This window comes from Enterococcus cecorum DSM 20682 = ATCC 43198 (assembly GCF_000407565.1).
Taxonomy (GTDB): domain Bacteria; phylum Bacillota; class Bacilli; order Lactobacillales; family Enterococcaceae; genus Enterococcus_E; species Enterococcus_E cecorum.
The window spans coordinates 274,587-299,186 of sequence record NZ_ASWI01000004.1 but is presented as its reverse complement, the minus strand read 5'-3'; the positions used below and the strand labels follow the sequence as shown (position 1 = coordinate 299,186).

General features: G+C 36.0%; 25 protein-coding genes. 7 read left to right on the top strand and 18 right to left on the bottom strand.

The features are described from left to right. Positions 1-80 precede the first annotated feature (80 nt). The 5 genes from I567_RS07375 (at position 81) to I567_RS07355 (ending at position 5,978) form a co-directional block, all read left to right on the top strand. Positions 81-1,322 carry an SPFH domain-containing protein gene (locus tag I567_RS07375; protein WP_016251607.1) on the top strand — a complete coding sequence of 414 codons (1,242 nt, stop codon included), beginning with the start codon at positions 81-83 and terminating at the stop codon, positions 1,320-1,322. Positions 1,323-1,334: 12 nt separating this feature from the next. Further along, positions 1,335-2,438, top strand: coding sequence for a TFIIB-type zinc ribbon-containing protein (locus I567_RS07370; RefSeq protein WP_016251606.1), 1,104 nt, complete (start codon positions 1,335-1,337; stop codon positions 2,436-2,438). After that, complete coding sequence (locus I567_RS07365; RefSeq protein ID WP_016251605.1) at positions 2,435-3,271, top strand: TPM domain-containing protein; 837 nt, start codon at positions 2,435-2,437, stop codon at positions 3,269-3,271. The genes I567_RS07370 and I567_RS07365 overlap by 4 nt, the downstream gene beginning before the upstream one ends. Positions 3,272-3,765: 494 nt before the next feature. Continuing rightward, positions 3,766-4,782, top strand: coding sequence for a branched-chain amino acid aminotransferase (locus I567_RS07360; protein WP_016251604.1), 1,017 nt, complete (start codon positions 3,766-3,768; stop codon positions 4,780-4,782). Positions 4,783-4,928: 146 nt separating this feature from the next. Next, positions 4,929-5,978 (top strand): glycosyltransferase family 4 protein, encoded by a 1,050-nt coding sequence (locus I567_RS07355; protein WP_016251603.1) that lies wholly within the window; start codon positions 4,929-4,931, stop codon positions 5,976-5,978. Between the two features lie 80 nt (positions 5,979-6,058). Here the strand turns inward: I567_RS07355 and I567_RS07350 are convergent, their stop codons facing one another. Then, the gene (locus tag I567_RS07350) at positions 6,059-8,050 is read right to left on the bottom strand and encodes a peptide ABC transporter substrate-binding protein (RefSeq protein WP_016251602.1); all 1,992 of its coding nucleotides are present in this window, start codon (positions 8,048-8,050) and stop codon (positions 6,059-6,061) included. A 479-nt stretch (positions 8,051-8,529) separates the two neighbouring features. Here I567_RS07350 and I567_RS07345 point away from each other — a divergent pair, with 479 nt between their 5' ends. Next, on the top strand, positions 8,530-8,895 hold the full coding sequence (locus I567_RS07345) for a hypothetical protein (protein ID WP_016251601.1): 366 nt from the start codon (positions 8,530-8,532) through the stop codon (positions 8,893-8,895). A 43-nt stretch (positions 8,896-8,938) separates the two neighbouring features. Here the strand turns inward: I567_RS07345 and I567_RS07340 are convergent, their stop codons facing one another. Continuing rightward, complete coding sequence (locus I567_RS07340) at positions 8,939-9,439, bottom strand: sigma-70 RNA polymerase sigma factor region 4 domain-containing protein (RefSeq protein WP_016251600.1); 501 nt, start codon at positions 9,437-9,439, stop codon at positions 8,939-8,941. A gap of 719 nt (positions 9,440-10,158) precedes the next feature. Between I567_RS07340 and I567_RS07335 the strand changes: the two genes are divergently transcribed. Then, a complete protein-coding gene (locus tag I567_RS07335) occupies positions 10,159-10,725 on the top strand; it encodes a hypothetical protein (protein ID WP_016251599.1) in 567 nt (188 codons plus the stop codon). 45 nt (positions 10,726-10,770) lie between these two features. Here I567_RS07335 and I567_RS07330 read toward each other — a convergent pair whose 3' ends face one another. The 16 genes from I567_RS07330 to I567_RS07265 form a co-directional block, all read right to left on the bottom strand. After that, on the bottom strand, positions 10,771-12,228 hold the full coding sequence (locus I567_RS07330; protein ID WP_016251598.1) for a glycoside hydrolase family 1 protein: 1,458 nt from the start codon (positions 12,226-12,228) through the stop codon (positions 10,771-10,773). Positions 12,229-12,915: 687 nt separating this feature from the next. Then, the gene (locus I567_RS07325; RefSeq protein WP_016251597.1) at positions 12,916-14,271 is read right to left on the bottom strand and encodes an IS66-like element short variant transposase; all 1,356 of its coding nucleotides are present in this window, start codon (positions 14,269-14,271) and stop codon (positions 12,916-12,918) included. Continuing rightward, on the bottom strand, positions 14,228-14,455 hold the full coding sequence (locus tag I567_RS07320) for an IS66 family transposase (protein WP_016251596.1): 228 nt from the start codon (positions 14,453-14,455) through the stop codon (positions 14,228-14,230). Before I567_RS07320 ends, I567_RS07325 begins: the two co-directional genes overlap by 44 nt. Before the next feature lie 54 nt (positions 14,456-14,509). After that, positions 14,510-14,860, bottom strand: coding sequence for an IS66 family insertion sequence element accessory protein TnpB (tnpB, locus tag I567_RS07315; RefSeq protein ID WP_016251595.1), 351 nt, complete (start codon positions 14,858-14,860; stop codon positions 14,510-14,512). Further along, positions 14,841-15,035: a hypothetical protein gene (locus tag I567_RS07310; protein ID WP_016251594.1), complete on the bottom strand. Its 195-nt coding sequence runs from the start codon at positions 15,033-15,035 to the stop codon at positions 14,841-14,843. Before I567_RS07310 ends, tnpB begins: the two co-directional genes overlap by 20 nt. Positions 15,036-15,366: 331 nt before the next feature. Continuing rightward, complete coding sequence (locus tag I567_RS07305) at positions 15,367-16,620, bottom strand: DNA cytosine methyltransferase (RefSeq protein WP_016251593.1); 1,254 nt, start codon at positions 16,618-16,620, stop codon at positions 15,367-15,369. 29 nt (positions 16,621-16,649) lie between these two features. After that, on the bottom strand, positions 16,650-18,512 hold the full coding sequence (locus tag I567_RS07300; protein ID WP_016251592.1) for an ATP-binding protein: 1,863 nt from the start codon (positions 18,510-18,512) through the stop codon (positions 16,650-16,652). A 119-nt stretch (positions 18,513-18,631) separates the two neighbouring features. After that, positions 18,632-19,015, bottom strand: a complete 384-nt coding sequence (locus tag I567_RS07295; protein WP_016251591.1) for a HaeIII family restriction endonuclease — start codon at positions 19,013-19,015, stop codon at positions 18,632-18,634. 9 nt (positions 19,016-19,024) lie between these two features. After that, the gene (locus tag I567_RS07290) at positions 19,025-19,231 is read right to left on the bottom strand and encodes a HaeIII family restriction endonuclease (protein WP_016251590.1); all 207 of its coding nucleotides are present in this window, start codon (positions 19,229-19,231) and stop codon (positions 19,025-19,027) included. A gap of 435 nt (positions 19,232-19,666) precedes the next feature. After that, on the bottom strand, positions 19,667-20,035 hold the full coding sequence (locus I567_RS12920) for a DNA cytosine methyltransferase (RefSeq protein ID WP_016251589.1): 369 nt from the start codon (positions 20,033-20,035) through the stop codon (positions 19,667-19,669). Positions 20,036-20,403: 368 nt separating this feature from the next. Further along, a complete protein-coding gene (locus I567_RS12440) occupies positions 20,404-20,571 on the bottom strand; it encodes a DNA cytosine methyltransferase (RefSeq protein ID WP_231940237.1) in 168 nt (55 codons plus the stop codon). A gap of 184 nt (positions 20,572-20,755) precedes the next feature. After that, positions 20,756-21,025 carry a hypothetical protein gene (locus I567_RS07280; RefSeq protein ID WP_016251587.1) on the bottom strand — a complete coding sequence of 90 codons (270 nt, stop codon included), beginning with the start codon at positions 21,023-21,025 and terminating at the stop codon, positions 20,756-20,758. A gap of 6 nt (positions 21,026-21,031) precedes the next feature. Further along, the gene (locus I567_RS13125; protein ID WP_162138523.1) at positions 21,032-21,178 is read right to left on the bottom strand and encodes an IS66 family transposase; all 147 of its coding nucleotides are present in this window, start codon (positions 21,176-21,178) and stop codon (positions 21,032-21,034) included. Positions 21,179-21,420: 242 nt separating this feature from the next. Continuing rightward, positions 21,421-22,773, bottom strand: coding sequence for a phosphoglucosamine mutase (gene glmM, locus I567_RS07275; protein WP_016251586.1), 1,353 nt, complete (start codon positions 22,771-22,773; stop codon positions 21,421-21,423). 51 nt (positions 22,774-22,824) lie between these two features. Beyond that, positions 22,825-23,862 (bottom strand): UDP-glucose 4-epimerase GalE, encoded by a 1,038-nt coding sequence (galE, locus tag I567_RS07270; RefSeq protein WP_016251585.1) that lies wholly within the window; start codon positions 23,860-23,862, stop codon positions 22,825-22,827. A gap of 188 nt (positions 23,863-24,050) precedes the next feature. Next, a complete protein-coding gene (locus I567_RS07265; protein ID WP_016251584.1) occupies positions 24,051-24,590 on the bottom strand; it encodes an acyltransferase in 540 nt (179 codons plus the stop codon). Positions 24,591-24,600: the final 10 nt, after the last annotated feature.

Here is a 24,600-nt window from a genome sequence, read left to right as displayed (position 1 = left end):
TAGTCCCATCGGCAGCGACTTTATCTTATGGTATAATTATTTTGTAGTAACAATTTATGAAAAATATTGGAGGTTTTCTTATGGGTATTATTAAAGCAGCAATTCAAAGTGCCACATCGACATTGGCAGATCAGTGGCTAGATATTATTGAGCCAGATACAATGGACAACACCACGCTGATGTGTAAAGGTGTATTAATGTCCAAAAACAAAAAACGTGGCAGCAACACGAAAGGCTCCGTTGATTATATTTCTGATGGTTCGATGATTCGTGTCTATCCAAATATGATGATGCTTTTGGTAGACGGCGGACAAATTATCGACTACACAGCTGAAGAAGGCTACTACAAAGTCGACAATTCTGCGGCACCATCGCTATTTAACGGCGATTTTGAAGGCGCGCTGAATGAAAGTTTCGAGCGTTTCCGTTTTGGTGGGGTGACGCCAAGTAAGCAAGAAGTGTTCTTTATTAATTTACAAGAAATTCGCGGCATTCGTTTTGGTACGCAGCAACCAATCAACTATTTCGATAATTTTTACAATGCGGAATTATTCGTGCGCGCTCATGGTAGCTACTCCATCGCGATTACTGATCCAATTTTATTCTTCAAAAATGTCGTTCCTAAAGGGGTGACTCGTTTAACCATCGATGAAATTAACGAACAGTTCTTGATGGAATTTGTCAGCGGTCTGCAAAGCTCAATCAATCAACTTTCGGCCCAAGGTGAACGCATTAGCTATCTAGCTTCTAAAACGGCGGAACTATCCAAAGTCATGAACCAAAACCTTGACGAACAATGGAAAGCTCTACGTGGCATCGAAATTGTCTCCATCGCCCTAGCCAGCATTTCTTACACGGATGATTCACAACAACTCATCAATATGCGAAACAAAGGCGCGATGTTCAACGACCCGAATTTACGTGAAAGCTTTATGCAAACTAGTATCGCTCAAGGCATTGCAGATGCGGGGAACAATCCAAACGGGGCGGCCAATGCTTTCTTTGGCATGAATATGAGCGCGAACTTAACCGGCGATTACTTATCACAAGCTTCTCGCCAAAATCAAGCCCAAGCCCAACAAAATCAACAAGCGGCAAACACCTCAGCAGCGCAAGAATCTAGCTGGCAATGTCCAAACTGTAACCAAGAAAATACCGGCAAATTCTGCAGCAACTGTGGCACGCCTAAACCAACGCCAACGGCAAATGCTGGCATGAAGGTGCGTTGTAGCAAATGTAAGAGCGTGATTGAAATTACCAATGCCATGCCTAAGTTCTGCCCAGAGTGTGGCCAACCCTTTTTAGCAGAAAGTCTCGATTAAGGAAGTGAAATTATGGAAGCTTTAACCCATCGCTGCCCAAATTGTGGCGGGGCCTTAACTTTTGAACCTAGCGACCAGCAATTTCATTGTCCCTACTGTTTGAGTGTCTTTACCGAAGAAGAAGTCACTACCTTCGAGCAAAAACAAAAACAAGCCAAGGCCTTCGCACAAGATGAGACCAATACCCAGGCGCAGACGCAGACCACCACGCAACCAAATGAAATAACAGAAAATACCTATGATTTATATAGCTGTCCGAGCTGTGGGGCCCAGATAGCCTGTGAAGCCACCACAGCCGCAACTGAATGCTATTTTTGCCATAGTCCTGTTATTTTAAGTGGTCGTTTATCCGGGGATTTGCTGCCGGATAAAATCCTGCCTTTTAAAATAACTAAAAAGGAAGCGCAAAAGCAATTTATCGACTGGGCAAGCCATAAACATTTCGTCCCACGTGCCTTTTTCAATGAGCAGCAAGTCGAAAAAATAACCGGCGTGTACTTTCCTTATTGGATTACTGAGGCCAAAGGAGAAGCGGAAATTAGCGGCCAAGCAACGACCATTCGTGTTTGGCAAGTAGGCAATGTCGAATATACCGAAACCAAGCAATACCATATCCATCGCAAAGGCAAGTTTCATTTTAAAAACCTTGTGAAAAATGCCCTAACGAAAAATGTGCAAAAGAAAATGGTCGAAGCGGTCCAACCTTTTCCACTTGAGACGATGCAGGACTTTCATTCGCAATATTTATCAGGCTTTTTAGCTGAAAAGCGCGATATCGAATTTGATCAGCTGCAAGCCAATGTCCGTCACGAAATGGGAAATTATGCCTTAGAAGCGTTTGAAGATACGATTGCGGCTCAAACTAGTTTTCAGCCTGAAATCCAAGAAAGCAAGGTCCTCGCTATTGATAAACAATATGTGCTTTTGCCGATGTGGCTAGTTACCTATAAAAACCGCACTTCATCCAATAAAGTGTACTATTACGCAATGAATGGCATCACAGGGAAAACAGCGGGTATCTTGCCTTTAGATTCACTGAAGTTAGGACTAGTTTCCGGAATCAGTGGGGTGCTTGTGACTGCGCTATTATTGTTAGGAGGGTATTTCTTCTTATGAGTACGAACCTATCTATAAAAAAATGGACGCTTTGGCTTAGCATGATTTGCGGGTTATTGCTATTTGTTATCGCGGCTACCCCTCTTTATGCACAAGAAAATACCTATGTCAAAGATGAAAACAATCATTTATCCGCAAGCCAGCTTGATAAATTAGCCAAAATTGCTGAAAAAATTAAGTCTGAAAATCAAGCCACGACTTTGCTAGTGATTACCGATACACCAACGGATGATGTCGAATATTCGGCCCAAGAGTATCTTTACAACACCGTGGGCAAAGATGGCAATGGTGCGATTTTTTACATTGATTTGGCCACTCGTCACTTTACTACGGTGACATCGGGGAATATGATTGATTTTCTGACCGATGCACGCTTGGAAGATATTAATGACAAAGTGACCGAATCGCTAAAAGAAAATAACTTTGACCAAGCCGCAACTGATTATTTTGAAATGGTACTAGAAGATGTCAAAGCAGGGATTCCGCATCATCATTATCGCATCAATAAAGATACCGGGGAAATCACTTATATCAAGACGTTAACCCCGTTAGAAATTGGCATTGCGATAATCGGTGGAATTGCGACTTGTTTGGGAATTTTCTTCACGGTGAAAGGACGCTACCAACTACGCATTGGTGGACGCTATCATTATGACCGTCAAAATAATGGCAAGATTGATTTAGAGATTAATGATACAGATTTAATTAATAGCTTTATCACTACTCGCGTGATTGAGAGTCATGACGATGATGATCATGATTCTGGCGGCAGTACCTTTAGCACAGGTTTTGGCGGCGGAAGTTTTGGCGGCGGAGGCAGTCGTTCGTTTTAAACTTTTTGATTTAAAATTTTAGTACAAATCCATCAAAACAGCAGCATGATGACGGCTGCTGTTTTTTTGTTTCCTCCCCCTACCCACTTCACAACCTTGAAAGACGGTGTTCAGTGGGTAGCTCCTGTGCATCTAAGCCGGCCTGTTTAGGAAAATCTTAAAAAATAGTGGATTTTCCTACCATTCCGGACAATCTTAGCTGCTCGGAGCTGTTCGACCCACTTCACAACCTTGATAGACGGTGTAAATCGACTAGCTACTTCGGCGTATAAGCCACCACATCTGGGAAAGTCTTTACTTCTTGGACTTTCCCGATGTGTCGGACAAACCTTATCCGCTCGTAGCTGCCCGAGTCGATTTACAACCTTTATTCAAAGTGCTATACTGTTAGTCATCTAGAGTTTTTGCAAGCTCTCTGCTGGTGAATAAAAGGTTGGTTAGGTTTAGGTTGCCTTTTATGAACTGGTGAAATATAAAAAAATGGAGTGATTGAAATGACAACAATTGATTGGAATAACCTAGGATTTAACTATATCAAGACTCCTTGGCGCTATCGTATGTATTGGAAAGACGGTCAATGGAGTAAAGGAGAATTGACCGAAGACAGTACATTACAAATCAGTGAAGCATCGGCGGCTTTACACTACGGCCAACAATGTTTCGAAGGTTTGAAGGCTTATCGACGCAAAGATGGCAAGATTAATCTCTTCCGGGTCGATGAAAATGCCAAACGTCTCAATCGAAGCGCGACTCGTCTATTAATGCCAACTATCCCTGAAGAAACATTTATCGATGCCGTCAAACAAGTAGTCAAAGCTAATGAAGATTTTGTTCCCCCTTATGGCACAGGGGCTACTTTATACATCCGTCCACTATTAATCGGTGTCGGTGATAGTATCGGAGTCAGTCCTGCACCAGAATACATTTTCACCGTATTTTGTATGCCTGTTGGACCTTACTTCAAAGGTGGCTTGACCCCTACGAACTTCATCGTTTCTGAATATGACCGGGCTGCCCCTCAAGGAACGGGTGCTGCCAAAGTCGGCGGGAACTATGCCGCAAGTTTATTACCAGGTAAAGACGCCCATGATCATAAGTATTCTGACTGTATTTACCTAGATCCAGAAACCCATACCAAGATTGAAGAAGTCGGCTCAGCAAACTTCTTTGGGATTACAAAAGATAACAAATTTATCACACCAAAATCTCCTTCTATCTTACCAAGTATCACCAAGTACTCCCTATTATACTTGGCAAAAGAACGCTTAGGATTAGAAGCCATTGAAGGGACAGTTAAAATTGATGAATTAGATCAATTTGCTGAAGCAGGTGCCTGTGGAACAGCTGCGGTTATCTCTCCAATCGGTGGAATCCAATATAAAGATAACTTCCATGTCTTTTATAGCGAAACCGAAGTCGGACCAGTAACTAAAGCCTTATATGATGAATTGACCGGTATCCAATTTGGTGATAAAAAGGCCCCTGAAGGATGGATTTTTGAAGTAGAATAATAAAAAAAGATTGGTTGTCACGCACAGCCAATCTTTTTTATAACAATTTTTTTACAAATCACATCTAGGTCTAAAGTCTAGTTGACAAATCACATAAAAAATCAGTATAGTAAATTTAAGATTACAGAAAAGAGGTAGAAAATAGTTTGATTCGCATAAATATGTTCTCTTCAGCGGAGAAAGTCAAAGGTCAAGGAGTGGCTAGTGCTTACCGCGAGTTGATTAATATGCTAGAAAAAAGATTTAGCGATACATTTATCATTCGTATCAACAATTATCAAGCCTCTGATATTTCACATTACCATACCATCGATCCACTCTTTTATCTTTCTACTTTTTTTAGGAAAACTCGTGGCGTGCGTGTGGGCTATGTGCATTTTTTACCAGAAACATTAAAAGGTAGTATCAAATTACTGCGCCCCATCCAAGCAATCGTTAACTGGTATGTAACTTCTTTTTACAAGCGAATGGATCAATTAGTTGTCGTCAATCCTAGCTTCATCGAGGATTTGGTGCGTTTTGGCTTAGACCGCGAAAAAATTACCTATATTCCTAACTTTGTATCTAGTCAAACCTTCTATCCACAAGAGGAAAAGACTAAGCAAAGTTTCCGCCAAGAGTTAGGCTACCAAGCAAATGATTTTATCGTGCTAGGGATTGGTCAGATTCAAGAGCGTAAAGGTGTCGATGATTTTATCCAGCTTGCTATCGATAACCCACATATTCAATTTATCTGGGTCGGTGGCTTCTCATTTGGGATGATTACCGATGGCTATGACAAGTACAAAAAAATCGTCAATGAACCACCTGCCAATCTGAAATTCACTGGCATTGTCGATCGTGATCAGATTAATGATTATTATAATTTGGCAGATTTGTTCTTACTTCCTTCTTTTAATGAGCTTTTCCCAATGAGTATTTTGGAAAGCTTCAACTGCCATTTGCCGGTCATGTTGCGCAAATTAGACCTATATGATGCTGTCATTGCAGATAAATATATTGAGACACGCGATGTGAATGAAATGCATGCCAAGCTCAACGACTATTATCAACATCGCGAAAAGTTACTACCTTACATTGAAAAATCCAAACAAGCGGCCCAATTTTATTCAGAAGACCACGTGGCGCAAATGTGGTACGAATACTATACCGGCCTCTTAGAAAATCAAGAAATCAACGAACTTCCACCTTTGTAAACAATACAAATTTGGAAGTTTTTTTATACGCAAAAAACCACCCACCCTAAATTTAGGATGAGTGGACTGCACATGATCAATTATTTTTGATTGCTCGTATTGTCTTTGGCAGTTTCAACTTTTTTCGCTTCCCAATCTTTCAAAGCTTTATCATATTGTTTGGTTGTGACTGCATCGCCTTGTAATTTCAAGTTTTTATATTTTTGATTTGCTAGACCAACCCAGCTGAATTGACGAGTAAATGGCACTTCTTTAGATACACGAGGCGTCGCACCAAATGCTTGCACTGGAATTTGTAAAGCATTGGCAGCTAACCATGCTTCAGCGTCGGCATAAGCTTCGTAACGTTTTTCGATTTGGTCATTGGCTGTGATGGCATCAGCTTTATCCAATAAGGCATCATATTCTGTTAAGCCAATTTCTTTCACAACTGCTGCCGATGGATTATCTTTAGCAATTTCAGATGGTTCTAGACCTAAGTTTTGCAATTGTGCACCTGTACGTGAATCATAAATATCTAGATAACTTGATGGATCTTGATAGTCAGGTCCCCAACCAGAAGCAGTCGAAATATCAAAGTCTTGTGCAGCTGCTGTAGTTGCTTGATAAGTAGCCGCATTATAAGCATCATCATTTAATAATTTAATATCAATTACCACATTGTCGCTACCTAAGGCACTTTCAACAGAGTGTTTCAATGATTTTGCTTGGTTCACTAACATTTCTGAAGTTTCTGCTTGTGGTAAGTCTAAATGAATTGGGAATTTCACCCCTTGCGCTTCTAATTCAGATTTCGCTTTAGCAAACAATGCTTTAGCTTTATCTACGTTATACCAACCTTCTTGACCATCGGCTAATTTCACATCGCCAAAAGTTTCAGGATCTAAGGCACGTAATTTTTCTTGAACCACTTCACCGTATGTCTTATCGCCCACCATCACGAATTCAGAAGGCGTTAAGATATTGCGGATACCTTTTTCAGAGCCAGATTTACCAACATTTTGCGCTAAGTAGTCAGCTTTATTTAAGGCAAATTCCATCGCTAAACGGAAATTCTTATTCAAGATAGCTTTTTTCGTATCAGCTTTTTCTTGATCCGTTTTCTTAGATGTCGCATTGTATGATTGACGGTCTAAGTTAAAGGTTACATTATAAGTGGTTCCCATTGGTTGAGAGTAGAAGACATTATCGCCATATTTTGCTTCCACATCTTTATAGCCACCTGAGTTAGGGAAAACACGAGCCATTGAGTAGTTGCCTTGGTCAAATTCTTTAAATAATGAATCTGGGTTACTACCATCATAGTAAGTAAATTTCACATTATCGATATATACATGTTTTTTATCCCAATAGCTATCATTTTTGCGATATTCAATAACAGATTTAGCAGTGTTGTTTGCTAGGATATAAGCACCATTATAAAGGATGCTATCGGCGCTAGGTTGACCGAAATCTTTGCCTTTTGATTTTAAGAATTCTTCATTAATTGGATACATAATGCCGTAAGTTAATTTAGAATTCCAAAATGTTTCAGGTTTCACTAAGGTATATTGTAACGTGTAATCATCGACTGCTTTCACACCTACTGAAGCAAAGTCTTTGGTATTCCCTTTAATGTAGTCATCCAATCCTTTGATACTACCTTGAACAACATAAAGCATTTCAGATTTCACTTCAACCGCATGTTTTAAAGCAGTTACGAAGTCTTGTGCTCTCACTTCATCATAGTCGTTACCTTCGTTGTCTACCCATTTCACACCTTTACGTAAATGGTAAGTGTAAGTTAAACCATCTTCACTCACTTCCCAAGATTTGGCTAAAGCTGGTTTTAAGTTCCCGTATTGGTCATTTTCAAACAAACCATCCACAAAGTTGGTGAAGTGATCTGAGTTGGTATTACGAGCAGAGAAAGTATAGTCTAAACTATTAATATCTGTGGTATACACATAGTTATAAGTCGAACCATTCTCACCACTACTTGATTTTTTGTCACCTGAACCACATGCAGCTAACAAAACAGTTGAGCTAAGCAAAAGTGCAGGAACAACTACTTTTTTCATTTTATTGTTCATCGCTTCGTTCCCCTTTCATATTCTCAATTACGCGATAAAGCATTTTCATCATTAAGATTACTTAAGAAAATTATAATTTTATGTTTTCTAAAAGTCAACAAAAATGAATAATATCTAGTTATTAAAAATATTTAGAAAATTCAATATAATAATATTCTATGCGTTTTCTACATTCTCATTAAGTTATCATAATCGTTTTAATTTTTAAGGTAAATTTGTTAGATAACTAGCACGTGTACAGATATCAGCACGCCTTTTATTCTCATAAACAGGATATTAATTATTAAAATTTAACTCATTATCTATTCTTTTATGGGTAGAAAATTCAGCGGTATTTTTTCTCAACTGTCAAAAAACATGATGCTTCAATTGCCTCCTCTTATGAAAGTAACAACTAAAATCATTTTAATCTTACAGCTTGACCGAACGAATATTCTTGTATTATACTTCTCAGGTAGGAATATGAAAGGAAAAGAAACATGTATCAAAAATTTACCATCCCGCACTCAACAACCATCAAGTGCTTCATTCTCGCCCATCGACAAGGCGGTGGCAAAAAAGCAATTATCCAACGTTGTCATGCGTATTTATCACCCAAGATTCAGCAAAACACACGAGCCTTGATTACATTACGGAATCAAAAACGACAAAGGGCGAATCAAGCACCGGTCAATGCCAAAGAAGCACACCAAATCGAACAAATTCTGAGTATCCAAACCTGTGATCAGATTCTATCCCTATACGAAGAAGCCGAAAATCTACAAGGCACACTTGGTAAGCAAAAACTTTACCAACTCTTTGAAGAGCGCAGCCAATACCTCGAAAAAGTTGAGAAAGTATCGTAAAAAAACAGCCTACCCGAGCAGTATCGAGTAGGCTGTTGTTGGTTTATCCTTGCTTTTTGAAAAATTCCTGAAAAACCGGCCGTAATTTTTTGCGATAGTACGACCGATTTTGGCGCGAACCTTGATTTTTCGCCAAGAGACAATTTAAATATTTTTGATGTTTATCTGATAGTTCTTCACAAAATTTATCTAAATAAAGATGAAAATCCGAATCATCCTCAAAACTCAAAGACTCAATAAAAGCATACAGTTGCTCATCTTCACATACTTCTTCGTGTAAAGTATTCTCATGTCGGATACAATCTAAAATCCGCCATTTCAAACGCTGATAGATATAAGGTAACGGACAATGCAACTCAAACTCCTCTAGAGAATCATATTCACATGCCAGCTTCCACAAGGTAATGCAAACCTCCTGAAAGTAATCATCATAATTATTATGAGACGGATAAATATGCAAATTCCAAAGCACTTTTCGCTCCAGCGCCTCATATTTTCTGATGACATAACTTACAAATGGTTTACCTAAACTTTTATCATTCATTTCCTCACTCCTTATTGTGCATCCATCCCCCCATCTAGATTAGCCGGCATATCTGTTGGTGAAATTTCAAAACATTTTTGCTTTCATCTATAATAACGATTTCAATTACAAAAATGTCAAAAAATTCCATAAACTTTTTTTCAATTTTTCTATTAATGATGAATAAGCTCTTTTTAAAAGAACGAAAGCCAACAATAATCCGCAAAGTAACTATTTTATATATTTTTCACATAAAAATGACAGCATTATTATATACATACTTTACAAGTTATGAAAACCCCTTCTTTTTAAATAATATCTGTTTACTTAATCCCTATTTACTACCTACAAATAAAAAAAAATCCATCGCTGGTTTTAAAAATACATAACGATATTCTATATCTAAAAAATCATTGTTATTATCAATAATATAAATAGATTAAATAATTTATCAACAAAACTATTTTATCTTTTAATAATTAGTATTTTATTGAATCTAATGAATAATGAAATTCTCAATAACTCAGAAAATTTCGACTTGTATAAATAGAAATGTTTTCTCATAATTAAAATATATATGATTATCGTTTTCTAAAACAAACTATTCCTTATCAATGCGATAGAATAAAATAAAATATATAAGAATATTATTAACTTCAACAAAATATTCATTTTACCAATGATTTTTTTAGTCATTAGTGATAAAATAGATAAGTCATAAAATTGAAAGGATGATGTCAATGAAACTATTGAAACGCTATTTTTTCTTCATCTTTTTATCCAAAATTTGGTTAGCAGGAATTTTGGTATTAGGACTAGAAGCTATTACTAAGCAATATCTACCACAAGAATATCTCTTCACTGTGACTTCATGGTACCAGACAGTTAGCATCATATATTTGGCATCTGTCCTCTTGTACGAATTGTTTTTAATGACCACTCAAGACAGTGTCGTATCATTAGTTTATATGACGAATTTCGTGGCACTGATTTTACTCTCGCCTTTTAATACCATAGCTGATCCATATAAACAAGCTATCCTAATGACAAATGGACACCCGATAATCAATCTCATCTTACTCATTGGCATTTATCTAGCTATTCGTTTTCACTTTATCCAAATCAATATTCAATTGGTCCCTGAATTATTTAATCATCCTGAAACATTGCAGCGTTTAATGACTGTTGAAGAAAAGCAAACCTTGCAGATGGCTTCCCATACCGTTTCGCGGATTTCATTTCGCTTTACCAATCCAGTGATGAGCTTTTTCTTCTCACCACCAACTATCAGCAAAGTATTAGACTAACCTTCACAAAAAAGACCCATAGCTTTTTGGCGTGGGTCTTTTTTATTAAAGTTGTTCACCATTTGTAGCAATCACCTTTTTGTACCAATAAAAAGAGTCTTTACGATAACGATCATAAGTACCATGCCCCTCATCATCGGCATCTACATAGATAAAACCATAACGTTTAGACATTTGTGACGTACTTGCTGAAACCAAATCAATACAGCCCCAACTCGTATAGCCAATCAAATCCACACCTTCATCAATGGCTTCTTTCATTTGCTCAAAGTGGGCTTTAAAATAATCAATGCGATAACTATCATGAATAGTACCATCTTCTTCTAACACATCTTTCGCACCCATGCCATTTTCCACCACCATGAGCGGCAATTGATAACGATCATATAACTCAAGCAAGGATATCTTCAAACCCTTTGGATCAATTTGCCAACCCCAGTCCGTCGCAGGCAGATAAGGATTTTTCACCCCAGCAATCGTGTTTCCCGGCGTACGTTCAGCTGTTGGGTCTCCTGATTCTGTCATGGACATATAGTAAGAAAAAGTCACAAAATCAACGGTGTAGTTTTTCAAAATCTCTAAATCCCCCAGCGCAAAGTTCAACCGAATCCCTTCATTTTCCATGCGTTTTAAAATCAATGGCGGATATTTTCCAAAGACTTGCACATCGGCATAAAAATAATTATCCAAATTTTTCTTTAAAGTCAATTCTACATCGATTGGCGCACAAGTTCTAGGATAGGTCATCAGTTTGGTTAACATACAGCCGATTTTCGCTTTCGGCAGCATTTCATGTAAATCACGCGTCACCAAAGAAGAAGCCACTAACTGATGATGCAAAGCTTGATAAATTTCTTCTTTTTCCTTGCCAGGTGTGCAGCGTTCGACCACGATACCCGCAGTCGTAAATGGATGCCGAATAATCGAATCGACTTCATTAAAGGTCAACCAATACTTCACATCAGGAAAAGCTTCAAAACAACTCCGACAAAAACGTTGGAAGCAATCAATGACTTTACGTTCCACCCAGCCATTATACTTCACACTTAACGCAAGCGGCATTTCATAATGAGAGAGTGTGACAATCGACTCAATCCCAGCTTTCTTTAACTCATCAAAAACCTCTTGATAAAAGGTTACTCCCGCCTCATTTGGTGTGAGCTCTTCACCTGTTGGATAAAGTCGCGACCATGCAATCGATAAACGCAAGGCCTTAAACCCCATTTCCTTCAATAACGCGATATCCTCTTTATAACGATGATAAAAGTCTGAGCCCCGACGCTTAGGATAATAGGTATCAGTTGGATCTGCCATCGCCGCTTCAATCCGTGCCATAGTCATCTTGACTTGCTCCTGATAATCTTTCACATCCAAATCCGGCCGATACATCGCCACATCCGCTACCGACAGTCCCTTGCCGCCTTCATTCCAAGCCCCTTCAATCTGGTTGGCCGCAATTGCACCGCCCCATAAAAAATCTTTTGGAAAACCTGCTTGACTCATACACTCCGTCCCCTTTATGATACGTAACAAAAGCTATCTGCACTTATTTTTAAACCGTTTACATTTTCCATTAGTGCAAACTAGCCACGCTTCACATAGATTACATTTATTATTATAAGACGAAACCAAGCCTGGGAAAAGGGGCCAGATAAAATTTGTTGGTATAACTGGTAAGAATTGGAAGGTAAAGTGCATGAAGCGGGAGAATAGGCACACGTTCGTTATTATGGGTGTATCGATTGATGTACTAAATGCTTTGCCAAGAAACTTAGATAAGTCGTTTAAAAAATCGATATAATATTTAACCAAACACACACGCAGTATAAAGAATGCCCTAAGACTACCTTATCCAAACGGCAAACTAGAAGGGAAAAATAATTTAATCAAAGTTCTTCAACGAGTTCTTTTGGATTTAGAAACTTTGGAAATATGCGAAGAAGAATCTCTTTATACGAAGAAAATTGGCAAACGAAAAAACAAAGAAACGAAAATGTAGACGAAAAACTGCTTAAAACCTTCTCTCAATCGTACTCAAAGTGTAACAGATGGCTTTATCAGCTGTGCAAGGGCTACGCAAGTGTACAAGTCCACCCTTGCACACCTCCAGCCACCTGTTCGTACGTAAGCGCCCAATAACGAGGTATATTGAAAATCTCCAAAGTCACTCGACTTTGGAGATTCTTTTCTTTATTTACAATTTGCTTGTACAGTTTCTGACCATGGCAAATAAGCTTCTAGAACTGCTTTTTTTGCGAAAGACTCCTCATTGGGTAACTTCTCCAAAAGATAGGTGAGATATTTCTCTGAGTCTAAGCCATTTCGTTTGGCAGTTTCCAAAAGCGAAAGGATGATTGCGCTAGATTTGGCTCCTTCAAAACTTTGAGAGAAAAGCCAATTCTTACGTCCCATGACTAATCCTTTGATCGCACGCTCAGCTAGATTATTGGATAATACTAAGGAACCATCTGTTAAAACTGTTTTAAATGTTTCCTCATATTTCAAGGCATAGGTGATCGCACGGCCTAATTTCGATCCTGGGAGCACTGATTGATTGCGACACCAATCAAAGAACGTTGTCATCAATGGCGCTAAGCTATCTTTGCGCTTGCACAATCTTTCACCTGAAGGCAGCTCAGCCCAAGATGCTTCTAGTGAAAACATCTGATCACAATAATCTAATCCCTTGCGCCCCAATGACTTCTTATCTGCCTGTTTAGGCGTTGCTTCAAAAAATTTTCGGCGCACATGTGCCCAACAACCTACTAACTTTGCCCTAGGCAATTGGCGATACGCTGACCACATATCACAGTGAACATAGCCATCATATTCGCCAAGAAATTCTTGAACTGCTAATCCGCTTCGGCGTTGATCATGATGATAAAGTGTAATTGGCTGTGTTGCTTGTTTTCCTGAAAGGAATGTCCAGTAATAGGTCAAAGAGGTATCATTTTCTAAAACTCTATATGCTGTCTCGTCCGCATGAAGAAGTCTTTGTGTTAATAACTTTTCACGCAGTAATTCATAGAGTGGTTCGAAATAATACTGACTAGACTTGATATGCCAATTAGCCATCTCTTTACGGCTAATCGGTAGCCCCATTTTCTGCCAATCCTCTTCTTGTCGATAGTTTGGCACTTTCAGTGTGAATTTCTGATGAATGGTGTGCGCGATAATAGAGGATGAACCCAGACTATGCGCCAAGGGCGCCTTGGGTATAGGGGCCTTGATAATTTTATCTGTCGCATTTTTCTTGCTACAGGAAACACACTTATAGGCATGCTGAATATGATCCACTCGTTTTAACTGTGCAGGAACGTAGACTAATTCTTGTCGTTGCACACACGAACCAATCTCTTTTAACTTTTCATGACAATCTGGACAGGTACAAGCATCTCCCATCAATTCATGGTGGATGACTTCTGGTTTAAATTGCTGAAAAATGGCTTGCCGTTTGCCTTTCGCTTTTTTCCGACGATAAGTAATGGTTTCTTCTTCTGCTTTACCTGGGACAGTCGCTTTCTTCTTCAGGAAGTTCCATGTCATCAAACAAGCTCAATTGATTCTGGTTATAGTCACGCTTTTCAGAGGATTTACCATAAAGTTTTTTGGTAAGGTAAGCAACTTGTTCGCGTAGAAGCGCAAGTTCATTGGACATTGCTTCGATTGTTTTTACCTGTGTTTCAATTGTTTTTGTTAGTGTTTTAATCGTTTTTTCTGATGATGACATCTTCGTTAACTCCTCAAGATTTTTCTTTATTATACGCGAAAAAAAGCCGACATTTCAATAGAAATGACGACTTTGACTCTCCAAAATTTTCGGTGTAATAGAAAATCCTTTCATTAACCATTCGACTTGTTCTAGCGTTAAAGCCTGAACCTCTGTAGTACTTCTTGGCCAAGTTAACTGTCCATTTTCAAAACGTTTATAAAGCAACCAGAAACCTTCACCATCCCAGTACAGGGCTTTAAATCGATCACTTTTTCCACCACAAAAAAGAAAGACGGATTTTGAAAAAGGGTCTAAATCAAATTGTGATTGAATAAGGTAAGCCAGTGAATCGATTCCTTTTCGTAGATCCGTTTTCCCACAAACAATGTAGATGGGACCCAGCTCACTCAACTTTAGCGCCATAAGCAAACACCCTTTCTAAAATTTCATTTCGTTGAGTGGCATCAAGTGATGAGAAAAAGCTGAGCTCAATAGATCCCACTTTACAACGAAGCAATAGCTCGTTTTTGGTTCGTTGCTTGAAGTATTTTCTGTTATTTTTGGGCATCTCTAAAGGGACAATTGGTTGTTTCATCATAAAAAATCCTCCAATCTTCTGTTTGAATACAGTATAACTGGAGAACTAGAAGGATAATATACACCTTGTTATTGGGCGCTTACAGAGAAAGCATTCATAAAATAACTTTCTCTCTAATCGACTTAATTGCCAACAACACTACTTGACAAAGAGCCCAAATTTGATAGCTTTATACTACCTAAAATCAAAGGAGGGGGAAATACCGCTATGTTATCCAACGCTTACTGACAAAGAGCCGAAACTGTACAAGCAAATTGTAAATAAAGAAAAGAATATCCAGAGTCGAGTTACTTTGGAGATTTTTAATATACCTCGTTATTGACGCTTACATTCATTCTCCTTTTTGTCCTCTCAGAAAATCTATAATGGACATTGCAATTTTTTTAGATAGAATTGGTGGAACAGCATTTCCTATCTGTTTAAATGCAGCTGTTCGTGAATGTTCAAAATAAAAATCATCTGGAAATCCTTGTATTCTAGCTGCTTCTCTTACTGTAATTGAACGATTCTGTCTTAAATCTGGATGAATATAGTAATGTCCATCCTTCGCAATATGAGCAACAACTGTATGGCTAACAGAATTATAATCCAAGGCTTTATATCTATCTAAGAAAGATGTTGTATTAGAATGCGTTTGTAGTTCTTCAGGTATATCGGTATATCTTAAATTCTTACCTTTTTTCTTAGCTTTTAGTACCAATTTATATATCTTCAAATCATTTTCATTATGAGGTCTCGCAGTATGTTGTGTTAAAATGTCATCTTTCTTACGAATATATTTTTCAACAAACTGACTCGAAACATCACAACGATACTTATGAGAACTTTCTCCAGACTTTATACTTGGCAAATCATCAAATAATTCTTTTATAGTTGGGGCAGTCTCAACATATTCAGCCAAACAGTCAAAAAATGAGTTATCAAACACTAAATCTTTTCGATATCCAACAAGTATTAAACGTTCTCTTTTTTGTACTACACCATAATTACTTGCATCTACTATTTGATACTCTATCTCATATCCACACTTATCAAATTCGCAAATTATTTTTGGCAAGAGTAACTCTCCTGATAGATCCTTAAAAGAAAGCAACCCTTTAACATTTTCAAAAACAAAAAACTTTGGTTTATATTTATCCAGAAAATCTAAGTAATGTTTATACAAATAAATTCTTTTATCAGTAGATTTTTTCGACTTGTTATTGGCTCTACCGATTGTAGAATATGCCTGACATGGTGGTCCGCCAATAATACCATCTAACTTATTATTGCCTAATCTTTGGTCAATAAATTCAAAAATCGAAGGTATGGTCTCTTTACTGATTTCCTTATTCAATATATCTTTAGTTAAATTTCTTGGTATAATCGAGTACAAATCATCTCTCGAGATTTTACCTTGAATATATTCAAAATATGGAGATAGATTATTTTCTTCTTTTAAATAGTAATATATATTTCTTAATTCTAAAGAAGAGCAAGCATCTTTGTCCATTTCTATATGACAAATAAAATTATAGTAGTCTTTATACCTAAATCCTTCGGTTAATCCACCCGCTCCTGAAAACACATCTACTATATTTAGCATGACCACACCTCCTTTCGTATTTGATTAAATCAATTATCATACACTTCTTTAATTTCTTCGTATTTATTTATAAATTCTTGATTAAACTTTTTTGCATCTCTTAACAAGTCTGAATATGATCTAATAAATAACTCACCACTTTGTTCTAATGAATTTGCAGTAGTTCTAACTATAGGATCCATATCATATCTGTCAGACATCAAAAATGTTGTTACTTTATCCAACTTATAATGTTTTTGAACAAAAACTTTATAATCTAATGCTTGATATATTTCTTCATTTTTAATTTTAATATTCGGTCTCTTCAATTCAATAATAATTAATTCACCATTTACTAAATTACAAAGAAAATCAATCCTACGATTACTTCCCTCTAGTTTTTCATCTGAAAAGTTATCTTTTAAAATTTTACTATATGTTTTTTCTCTTTCGAACGTTGTAATTCTAGGATCTAAAATCCAAGGAAACTTTTCTAGAAATGGTTGAATTACTTTAGTTTCACTCGCATTTCCATTAACATACTTTTCAAATTGTTCTATAGCTTTTATTCTACCAACTGCAACTTTTGCGAGCTCTTTAGACTCTATATATTCCCAATCCGAAGTTATTTTTTCAACTTCATCAACTGTTAAGTTCTCTTCTTTCAAGTTTTCTATATATGACTGAAAGCTCTCAAATTTATATAAATTTTTTAAGTTGTCTAAAACACGTTTAATTGATTCTATATCATCTGTTTCTGTAGAATTTGTTAATAATGTATCTTTAACTTTCTTGATACTACTTATCTCTGTTGGTGTTAATCCCTTAAAAAATGATTCATCTAAAGTAATAAGTTCTTCTTTTTTCTTTCTCCTATTTTCTCTCCATAAGGATGATATTTTTGAAATCAACTTATTTAAATCATGTTTTAATTGAATTGTACTTTCATTTTCTTCCCAAAGGATTGACTGTCTAGCTGTAGATATATAATCCTCTTCATCTGAGTCATCTATAAAATCAATATTAAAAAATCCAGTTACATAGCTATTAAATCTATCATTTGCCCTATCATCAAAAAATACATTTTCTGAAGCCAATTTGTTTCTAACATATAGTAAAAAACCACTATCCTTTTTCCTTAAAGGAGTAGATTTAGTATATACCCTTCCAGTAATATCATGATCTTTTAGTCTTTTAAATTCTTCTACGCTATTCATATCATTTATAAAGTCTTCTGGAAATTTCCATTCAAATTCTTTTTCTAACTTCTCAAAATAAATTGATTTTGTAATAGGTTGCTCTTGTTGTGAATTTTCATCAATGAGTTTAACCTCAAACTCAGAATCATAAAATGAAAATCTTCTGGACAAGCTATATGCTAAATCCTCAATACCCATTATTGTACTTTGCTTAATCTCTTTGATTTTAACAACAGTCCCAGATTTTTCATTGGTATTTTCATTTTCACAAATCACTTTTGGCTTATATTCTGATTCACTTTCTGCTTTCATTTCATCATAATTAATACTAAAAGCATTTTTCATGCCATCTTTTATAGAATATACCTCTATAGTCTTTGCAATACCAAATACAGCTAATTTACCTAGACCTTTCTTTCCTGTCACTTTTCTTTTTTTTACTTTGGAAACGCCTGTACCTTCAGCTCTTCTTCTGTTCCTACCAATCACCAAAAAATTCTGATTTAATTCATCATGGTTCATTCCTATTCCATCATCTTTAACTGTTACTACCTTTTCATCATAGTTAATTTTTATCTCAACCTTTTCAGCATCTGCATCGTAAGAATTTGAGATTAATTCAGCGATAACAGGAGGGAATGAGCTATATAATTTTATCCCTAAATGATCAATTGTATTCTTGTCAAATTTAATTTTAAATCCATTATTTTCCATAATATTTCATCTGATAATACTATCAGACCCTCCTAACATTCCTATTTCCATCTACAATCTATCGATATAATTGTTGTAGACATACCAATAATTTGTATATCAAACTTCAAACTTGATTGCTAGCCACCGTCAAGGTATAGTTCAAATGTATTCTTACTATATGGTTTATATTCCATGATAACAATCATTGTTTGAAGTGTTGATATTGACACTTCAACGCTTCTTTTACGCTTTTTCTCCTGTCTATTCAATGTTTCTCTCAAATTGTAGCTTTGAATTTGAGTTATCTTTTTATTATCAATCCCAATTACTTTATAAAAATCAAATTCCTCAAGCAAATACTCAACCATCAATCTAGGAATATCTTTACCAAACAAGCAATTTTGTCTCTCAAGTTCCCATTTAAATGCATCTAATAAAGGAACATATACATCGCCTTCTTTGCCCTTGTCATCTGATTGGATTTTCAATTCCTGCTTATCTAATCCATCATCTAAAATCAAAGATTCAAGTTAAAATATAGTATTTACTCCAGCTAATGCACTAATCTTGTATATAGCTTTTTCATAATAGGTTAAATTATTCCTTGCACGTTCTGCAGCATAAAAACTACTGTTTTTTTCTATCTTTACCGAACGAACTCTTGATATTTCTTCAAACAATGTAGTTAAATATGAAAACTCATATGTATTTCTTTGATTATTACTTTCTTCATTCATAGATTCCCTTCGCCTAATTATCTGTGCCTGTTTTTAGGAGATTCAAATTTGAACTAGAGTTATTCAAAGTTTCTAAAATGGGCCCAGCCATAACATACACTAAGTTCACAGAAACAACATTACCGATTATTTTATATGCATCGTTCAAATTCGTATAATAAAATTTAAAATTGTCCGAAAACACCTATATTCTTGCACACTCTCTCACCATTAATCTTCTATATAGTGCTTCCTTACCAGATTCAAATATATTTTTATTTTTCTACTTTAGGCATAACTGGTACTTGTAGATGTAGTTGACACAGTCTACCAGATACCTAGACCGTAAATTCCTGTTCACTCCATTGTCTAACTCTATTTCTACTCATAAATATTGGCGAATAGGCACCAATAAAGTATTCATGATTCAAAAATTTACAGTTTCCACCATTTGTCTTATTTTTCTAATGATGGAATTACTGAATCTTTTAAATCAAATATCGCATTTTTAAAAGTCACCTTTGACTCGTATGGTTTAAATGGTTCAAATTCGATGTTTAAATTCTTCCTAAACCCAACATAGAAAACTTTTTTTCTATTCTGAGGCACACACACTATATAATCACTGGCAATTAACAAATGAATGAAAGCATCGTAACCAGCTTTCTCAAATTGAGAAACAATATTTTCAACAGCAATATTATGCCTTTTCGTCATCATTCCCTTAACATTTTCTGTTAGGAAGAACTTTGGTTTTTTATCTTTCAAAATGTGTGTACTGATAAAATAATTTCCCTCTTGAATCATCAACGCCTTTAATGACATTGTCTCACTCCAAGACTGACATGGTGGACCTTCTATAATACCATCAAATTCAGGAAACATCTCTGAAGGAATACCATCCCCCTATCTTTCCTTCAATCATTATACTCTGCATCAAATTTATATTTTAATATATCCATAATAGTACTCAATTTATTTTGAAACGGTAATTTAAACTTTAAAAGTGCAGGAATATTCCTATATATTTAAATCTAAGTTGCTCTGTTGCAACAAAAACTCTAGTTTTTTAATAATTTCTCTCATCTATAATCATCATATTCTGATGCTAATTTTTTCTAGCAATACTCATTACCTGACACAGTGGAGAAGCAATCAAGAACTCTGCACCTTCACTAGATACAATGACATTATTAAAAACAACATCGTCTGTAGTCTGTAATATCTTCACAAATCATATTACAATTAGGATATAATTTCCTATATAGATTAGCTCGTTTCTCGACAATTTCATTAGCAACAACAATTTTTATTCCAAATTGTGATAAGTAGGTTTCTCCAATACCTACTCCAAAAAACAATGACAGTCCTTTCAAAAGCAACTCACCTTCTAATTAAATATAACTAATTATAGTGTCAACATTAGCGCTATGTCAAGGTGTTAAGCTTGCTAACTTGATATCATCTTTAGTAAGCGTTGGATAGGATGGTGGGTGTACGCCAAAAAGCCTGATATGCTATAATCTTTCTCAAATTGAATAGCATTCAGGCTTCTTTTTTGAAGTAGTGTTGATATTTTTCGGTACAGATAGAGCCAACCTTACATCTCTCTTGTGCTCCCTCTAACCAAGGTAGATAGCGAGCAAAATCCTCTTCAGTGGGTGCTTCCAACTCTCTTATTTCTGTAAGCAACCATTCAGAATATTCCCGCGGTCTTAGATTGTTCACTTCTGCGTTCATGATGAATGATTGGTAGATTGTATTCCCCCTTGCCACTTTTCCATTCTTGTAGAATAACCAATTCTTTCTTCCCATGACAATCTACTTGACCACACGCTCTGCTCGATTATTGGTCAACTCAAGCGCACCATCTTCGAAGATTCTGTAGACTGCTTCTCGGTGATTAAGGGCGTAATTCACTGCTTTTTCAAATTTAGAATTGGAATTCTTTGCTCGAATTGTTTCCAAATATTGATAGCAACTTTCAAATGGGGCTATAATTTATTAAATCATACCAATCGCTCATATTTGTCAAAAGAATGATTTGAGTGGAATATTGATAACGTCCGTAACTTTTTCTGTAAAAAGCGCTTCCAACTCGCTTTCTTCAAACTCCCCACAAGCTAGAATCACAACTGACCTAAACTTGTGGGGAGAATCATCTATATAAGCTAAATTGCCAAAAGGGTGATTATTGGCAATGAGCTTCGTTAGTCTTCTAAGCCGATTTGTTCTTTAACGACTTTGACAATAGTATCTACATGGTAATTCACCAATTCATCGGTTGGTGCTTCGGCCATGATACGTAATAGCGGCTCGGTACCGGATGGGCGGACCAAGATACGTCCTGTTTCACCTAATGCAGCTTCCGATTTTTCAATTGTTTCGCGAATCACTGGATGATCCATGACATGGTTTTTATCCGTCACGCGAACATTAACCAATTTTTGCGGATAAATCGTGACTTCGCTGGCTAACTCAGATAAGGTTTTACCAGTTTCCTTAATGATATTTAGTAACTGTAGACCAGAAAGAATACCATCACCTGTTGTATTATAATCCAAGAAAATCATATGACCGGATTGTTCACCACCAAAGTTATAACCGTTTTTGCGCATTTCTTCCACTACATAACGGTCACCAACTTTAGTTACAACATCCTTCAACCCAATTTCTTCAACGGCACGATGGAAACCTAGATTACTCATCACAGTTGTAACAATCGTATCTTTCTTCAAACGATGATTAGCCGCAAGATATTTTGCACAGATATACATAATCTTATCGCCATCAACAATATTACCTAGCTCATCTACAGCAATGATACGGTCACCATCACCATCAAAGGCCAAACCAACATCCGCACCTTTGACACGAACGAATTCACTTAAAGCTTCTGGATGAGTCGATCCAACACCGTCATTAATATTTAAACCGTCTGGATTCGCACCAATTGTATAAAAATCTGCATTTAATTGTTTAAATAAGCGATTCACAACTGGAGTAGTGGCGCCATGTGCTGCATCTAAACAGATTTTCATATCAGATAAATCGCCAGGAATCGTTTCGGCTAAAAATTCAGCGTACTTAATTAAACCATCTGGCATTTCACTAACTGTTCCCAAACCTTGTGCTGAAGGACGTGGTAATTCGTCCACTTCAGCATCTAATAAAGCTTCAATCTCAAGTTCTTGATCATCAACCAGTTTAAAACCATCACTGCCGAAGAATTTAATTCCATTATCTTGTGCTGGATTGTGTGAAGCAGAAATCATCACCCCTGCACTTGCCTTTTGTGTACGTGTTAAATAAGCCACACCTGGCGTAGAAATAACCCCCAGACGATACACTTCAATGCCCACAGAAAGCAGACCAGCAATTAAGGCATGCTCCAATAATTCGCCTGAAATACGTGTATCGCGTCCTACTAAAACTTTTGGACGTCCTGTTTCATGCTGACTTAAAACATAGCCACCACATCGACCTAATTTAAATGCTAATTCAGGGGTTAGTTCCACATTTGCTTCACCGCGCACCCCATCTGTACCAAAATATTTACCCATAATTACAACTCCTAAAATAATACAACAATTTCTCAATAAGAAGCTAGTATTTTATTTATCTTCGTAACCATTTGGATTCATTTTTTGCCATCTCCATGCATCACGACACATATCTTCAATATCATATTTTGCAACCCATCCAAGTTTCTCTTTTGCTTTTGAAGCATCAGCATAGCATGTGGCAATATCACCTGGTCTACGCTCTACAAATTTATAAGGAACTTTAACCCCTGTTACCTTTTCGAATGCATGAACTAGTTCTAACACAGAAGTCCCTTTACCTGTACCTAGGTTAAAAATCTCCAAGCCACAATTTTCTTCGATAGCTTTCAGCGCATGTACATGACCTCTTGCCAAATCGACTACATGTATATAATCTCTAACACCTGTACCATCTGGTGTGTCATAATCATTTCCAAATACATTTAAGTAATCTAATTTACCAAGTGCAACTTGAGTAATATATGGCATTAAATTATTTGGAACACCACTTGGATCTTCACCTATTAAACCAGATTGATGAGCACCAATTGGATTGAAATATCTTAATAATACAATATTCCAAGGATTATCTGATTCATTTACTATATCAGCTTTATGTAAATCCATAAGAATCTGTTCAATCATAGATTTAGTTTGACCATAAGGATTTGTAATTTCGCCTTTAGGACAATTCTCAGTGATTGGAATTACAGATGGATTACCATAAACCGTTGCAGACGAACTAAAAATTAAATTTTTACAATTAAATTCCTTCATTACTTCTAATAAAGTTAATGTTCCAGATAAATTATTATCGTAGTACTCTAGTGGCTTATAAACAGACTCACCTACAGCTTTCAAGGCTGCAAAATGAATACATGCATCAAAATTATTCTCTCTAAATATTTCACGTAACTTTTCTTTATTACGAATATCTACACAATAAAAAGGAATATTTTTTTTTGAAATTTTTTCTATAGTGGTTATTGATTTTTTTTTACTATTTGCAAAATTATCGACACAAACGACTTCTTGTCCTGACGAAATTAATTCGATTACTGTATGAGACCCGATGTATCCCGTACCACCACTAACTAAGATTTTCATTCCTAAACCTCAATTCATATATGTTTTTATAAAATTCTCGAAAAGCCAAAATTATTTTAAATAAATCAGTAAAAATGAAATCTATTGAATAGTATAATACCATTTAATATATTTAGACTTCAGTCCATATGATTATACTATTATACAAAATATTTATCAAAAAACTTATATAAATCAAAACGCTATATTTAATCATAAAATTTTGTTAATAGATATTTTTTCTTTTCTTCAGGAGATAATTTTTTAGTATAATCAAATTTATAGTAATTTTTATTATAGTATTCATTAATACTCTCAATTACCTTTCCTGGAACTCCTACAACGACAGAATTAGCTGGAATGCTTTTCGTAACAATAGAACCACATCCAATAATACAATTGTCTCCAATCGTTACATTAGGCATAATTATGGCATTTGTACCAATGTGAACATTATTTCCTATAGTAATTTTTCCAAATAAATCGATTAATTCTGATTGCTTGATTTTCTCATTCTCTCTTAAAACCCACACACCACCATCATGGGTAATTAGTTGAACTCCAGCATTAATTCTAACATGATTACCAAGTTCAATTAAGTAAGGTTCTGATCCAAAGTTCGCTGACCCATATATTTCACAATTCTCACCAATTTTAGTTCCTTTTTTTTTTAAATATTGAATATAATTAATCTTCTTATAAAAGGAATCATAAAATTTCATATATAATTTTTTTAATGGAATATTCATATAATTCTCC

Coding starts and splice junctions, on each gene's coding strand:
- I567_RS07335 (WP_016251599.1), top strand. CDS start 10,159: ATGAAACTATTGAAACGCTATTTTTTCTTCATCTTTTTATCCAAAATT.
- I567_RS07370 (WP_016251606.1), top strand. CDS start 1,335: ATGGAAGCTTTAACCCATCGCTGCCCAAATTGTGGCGGGGCCTTAACT.
- tnpB (WP_016251595.1), bottom strand. CDS start 14,860: ATGGCGCTAAAGTTGAGTGAGCTGGGTCCCATCTACATTGTTTGTGGG.
- I567_RS07330 (WP_016251598.1), bottom strand. CDS start 12,228: ATGAGTCAAGCAGGTTTTCCAAAAGATTTTTTATGGGGCGGTGCAATT.
- I567_RS07360 (WP_016251604.1), top strand. CDS start 3,766: ATGACAACAATTGATTGGAATAACCTAGGATTTAACTATATCAAGACT.
- I567_RS07320 (WP_016251596.1), bottom strand. CDS start 14,455: ATGTCATCATCAGAAAAAACGATTAAAACACTAACAAAAACAATTGAA.
- glmM (WP_016251586.1), bottom strand. CDS start 22,773: ATGGGTAAATATTTTGGTACAGATGGGGTGCGCGGTGAAGCAAATGTG.
- I567_RS07365 (WP_016251605.1), top strand. CDS start 2,435: ATGAGTACGAACCTATCTATAAAAAAATGGACGCTTTGGCTTAGCATG.
- I567_RS07340 (WP_016251600.1), bottom strand. CDS start 9,439: ATGAATGATAAAAGTTTAGGTAAACCATTTGTAAGTTATGTCATCAGA.
- I567_RS12920 (WP_016251589.1), bottom strand. CDS start 20,035: ATGTCATTAAAGGCGTTGATGATTCAAGAGGGAAATTATTTTATCAGT.
- I567_RS07265 (WP_016251584.1), bottom strand. CDS start 24,590: ATGAATATTCCATTAAAAAAATTATATATGAAATTTTATGATTCCTTT.
- I567_RS07290 (WP_016251590.1), bottom strand. CDS start 19,231: ATGAATGAAGAAAGTAATAATCAAAGAAATACATATGAGTTTTCATAT.
- I567_RS07375 (WP_016251607.1), top strand. CDS start 81: ATGGGTATTATTAAAGCAGCAATTCAAAGTGCCACATCGACATTGGCA.
- I567_RS07300 (WP_016251592.1), bottom strand. CDS start 18,512: ATGGAAAATAATGGATTTAAAATTAAATTTGACAAGAATACAATTGAT.
- I567_RS07280 (WP_016251587.1), bottom strand. CDS start 21,025: ATGGGAAGAAAGAATTGGTTATTCTACAAGAATGGAAAAGTGGCAAGG.
- galE (WP_016251585.1), bottom strand. CDS start 23,862: ATGAAAATCTTAGTTAGTGGTGGTACGGGATACATCGGGTCTCATACA.
- I567_RS07310 (WP_016251594.1), bottom strand. CDS start 15,035: ATGATGAAACAACCAATTGTCCCTTTAGAGATGCCCAAAAATAACAGA.
- I567_RS07325 (WP_016251597.1), bottom strand. CDS start 14,271: ATGACATGGAACTTCCTGAAGAAGAAAGCGACTGTCCCAGGTAAAGCA.
- I567_RS07305 (WP_016251593.1), bottom strand. CDS start 16,620: ATGCTAAATATAGTAGATGTGTTTTCAGGAGCGGGTGGATTAACCGAA.
- I567_RS07345 (WP_016251601.1), top strand. CDS start 8,530: ATGTATCAAAAATTTACCATCCCGCACTCAACAACCATCAAGTGCTTC.
- I567_RS07350 (WP_016251602.1), bottom strand. CDS start 8,050: ATGAACAATAAAATGAAAAAAGTAGTTGTTCCTGCACTTTTGCTTAGC.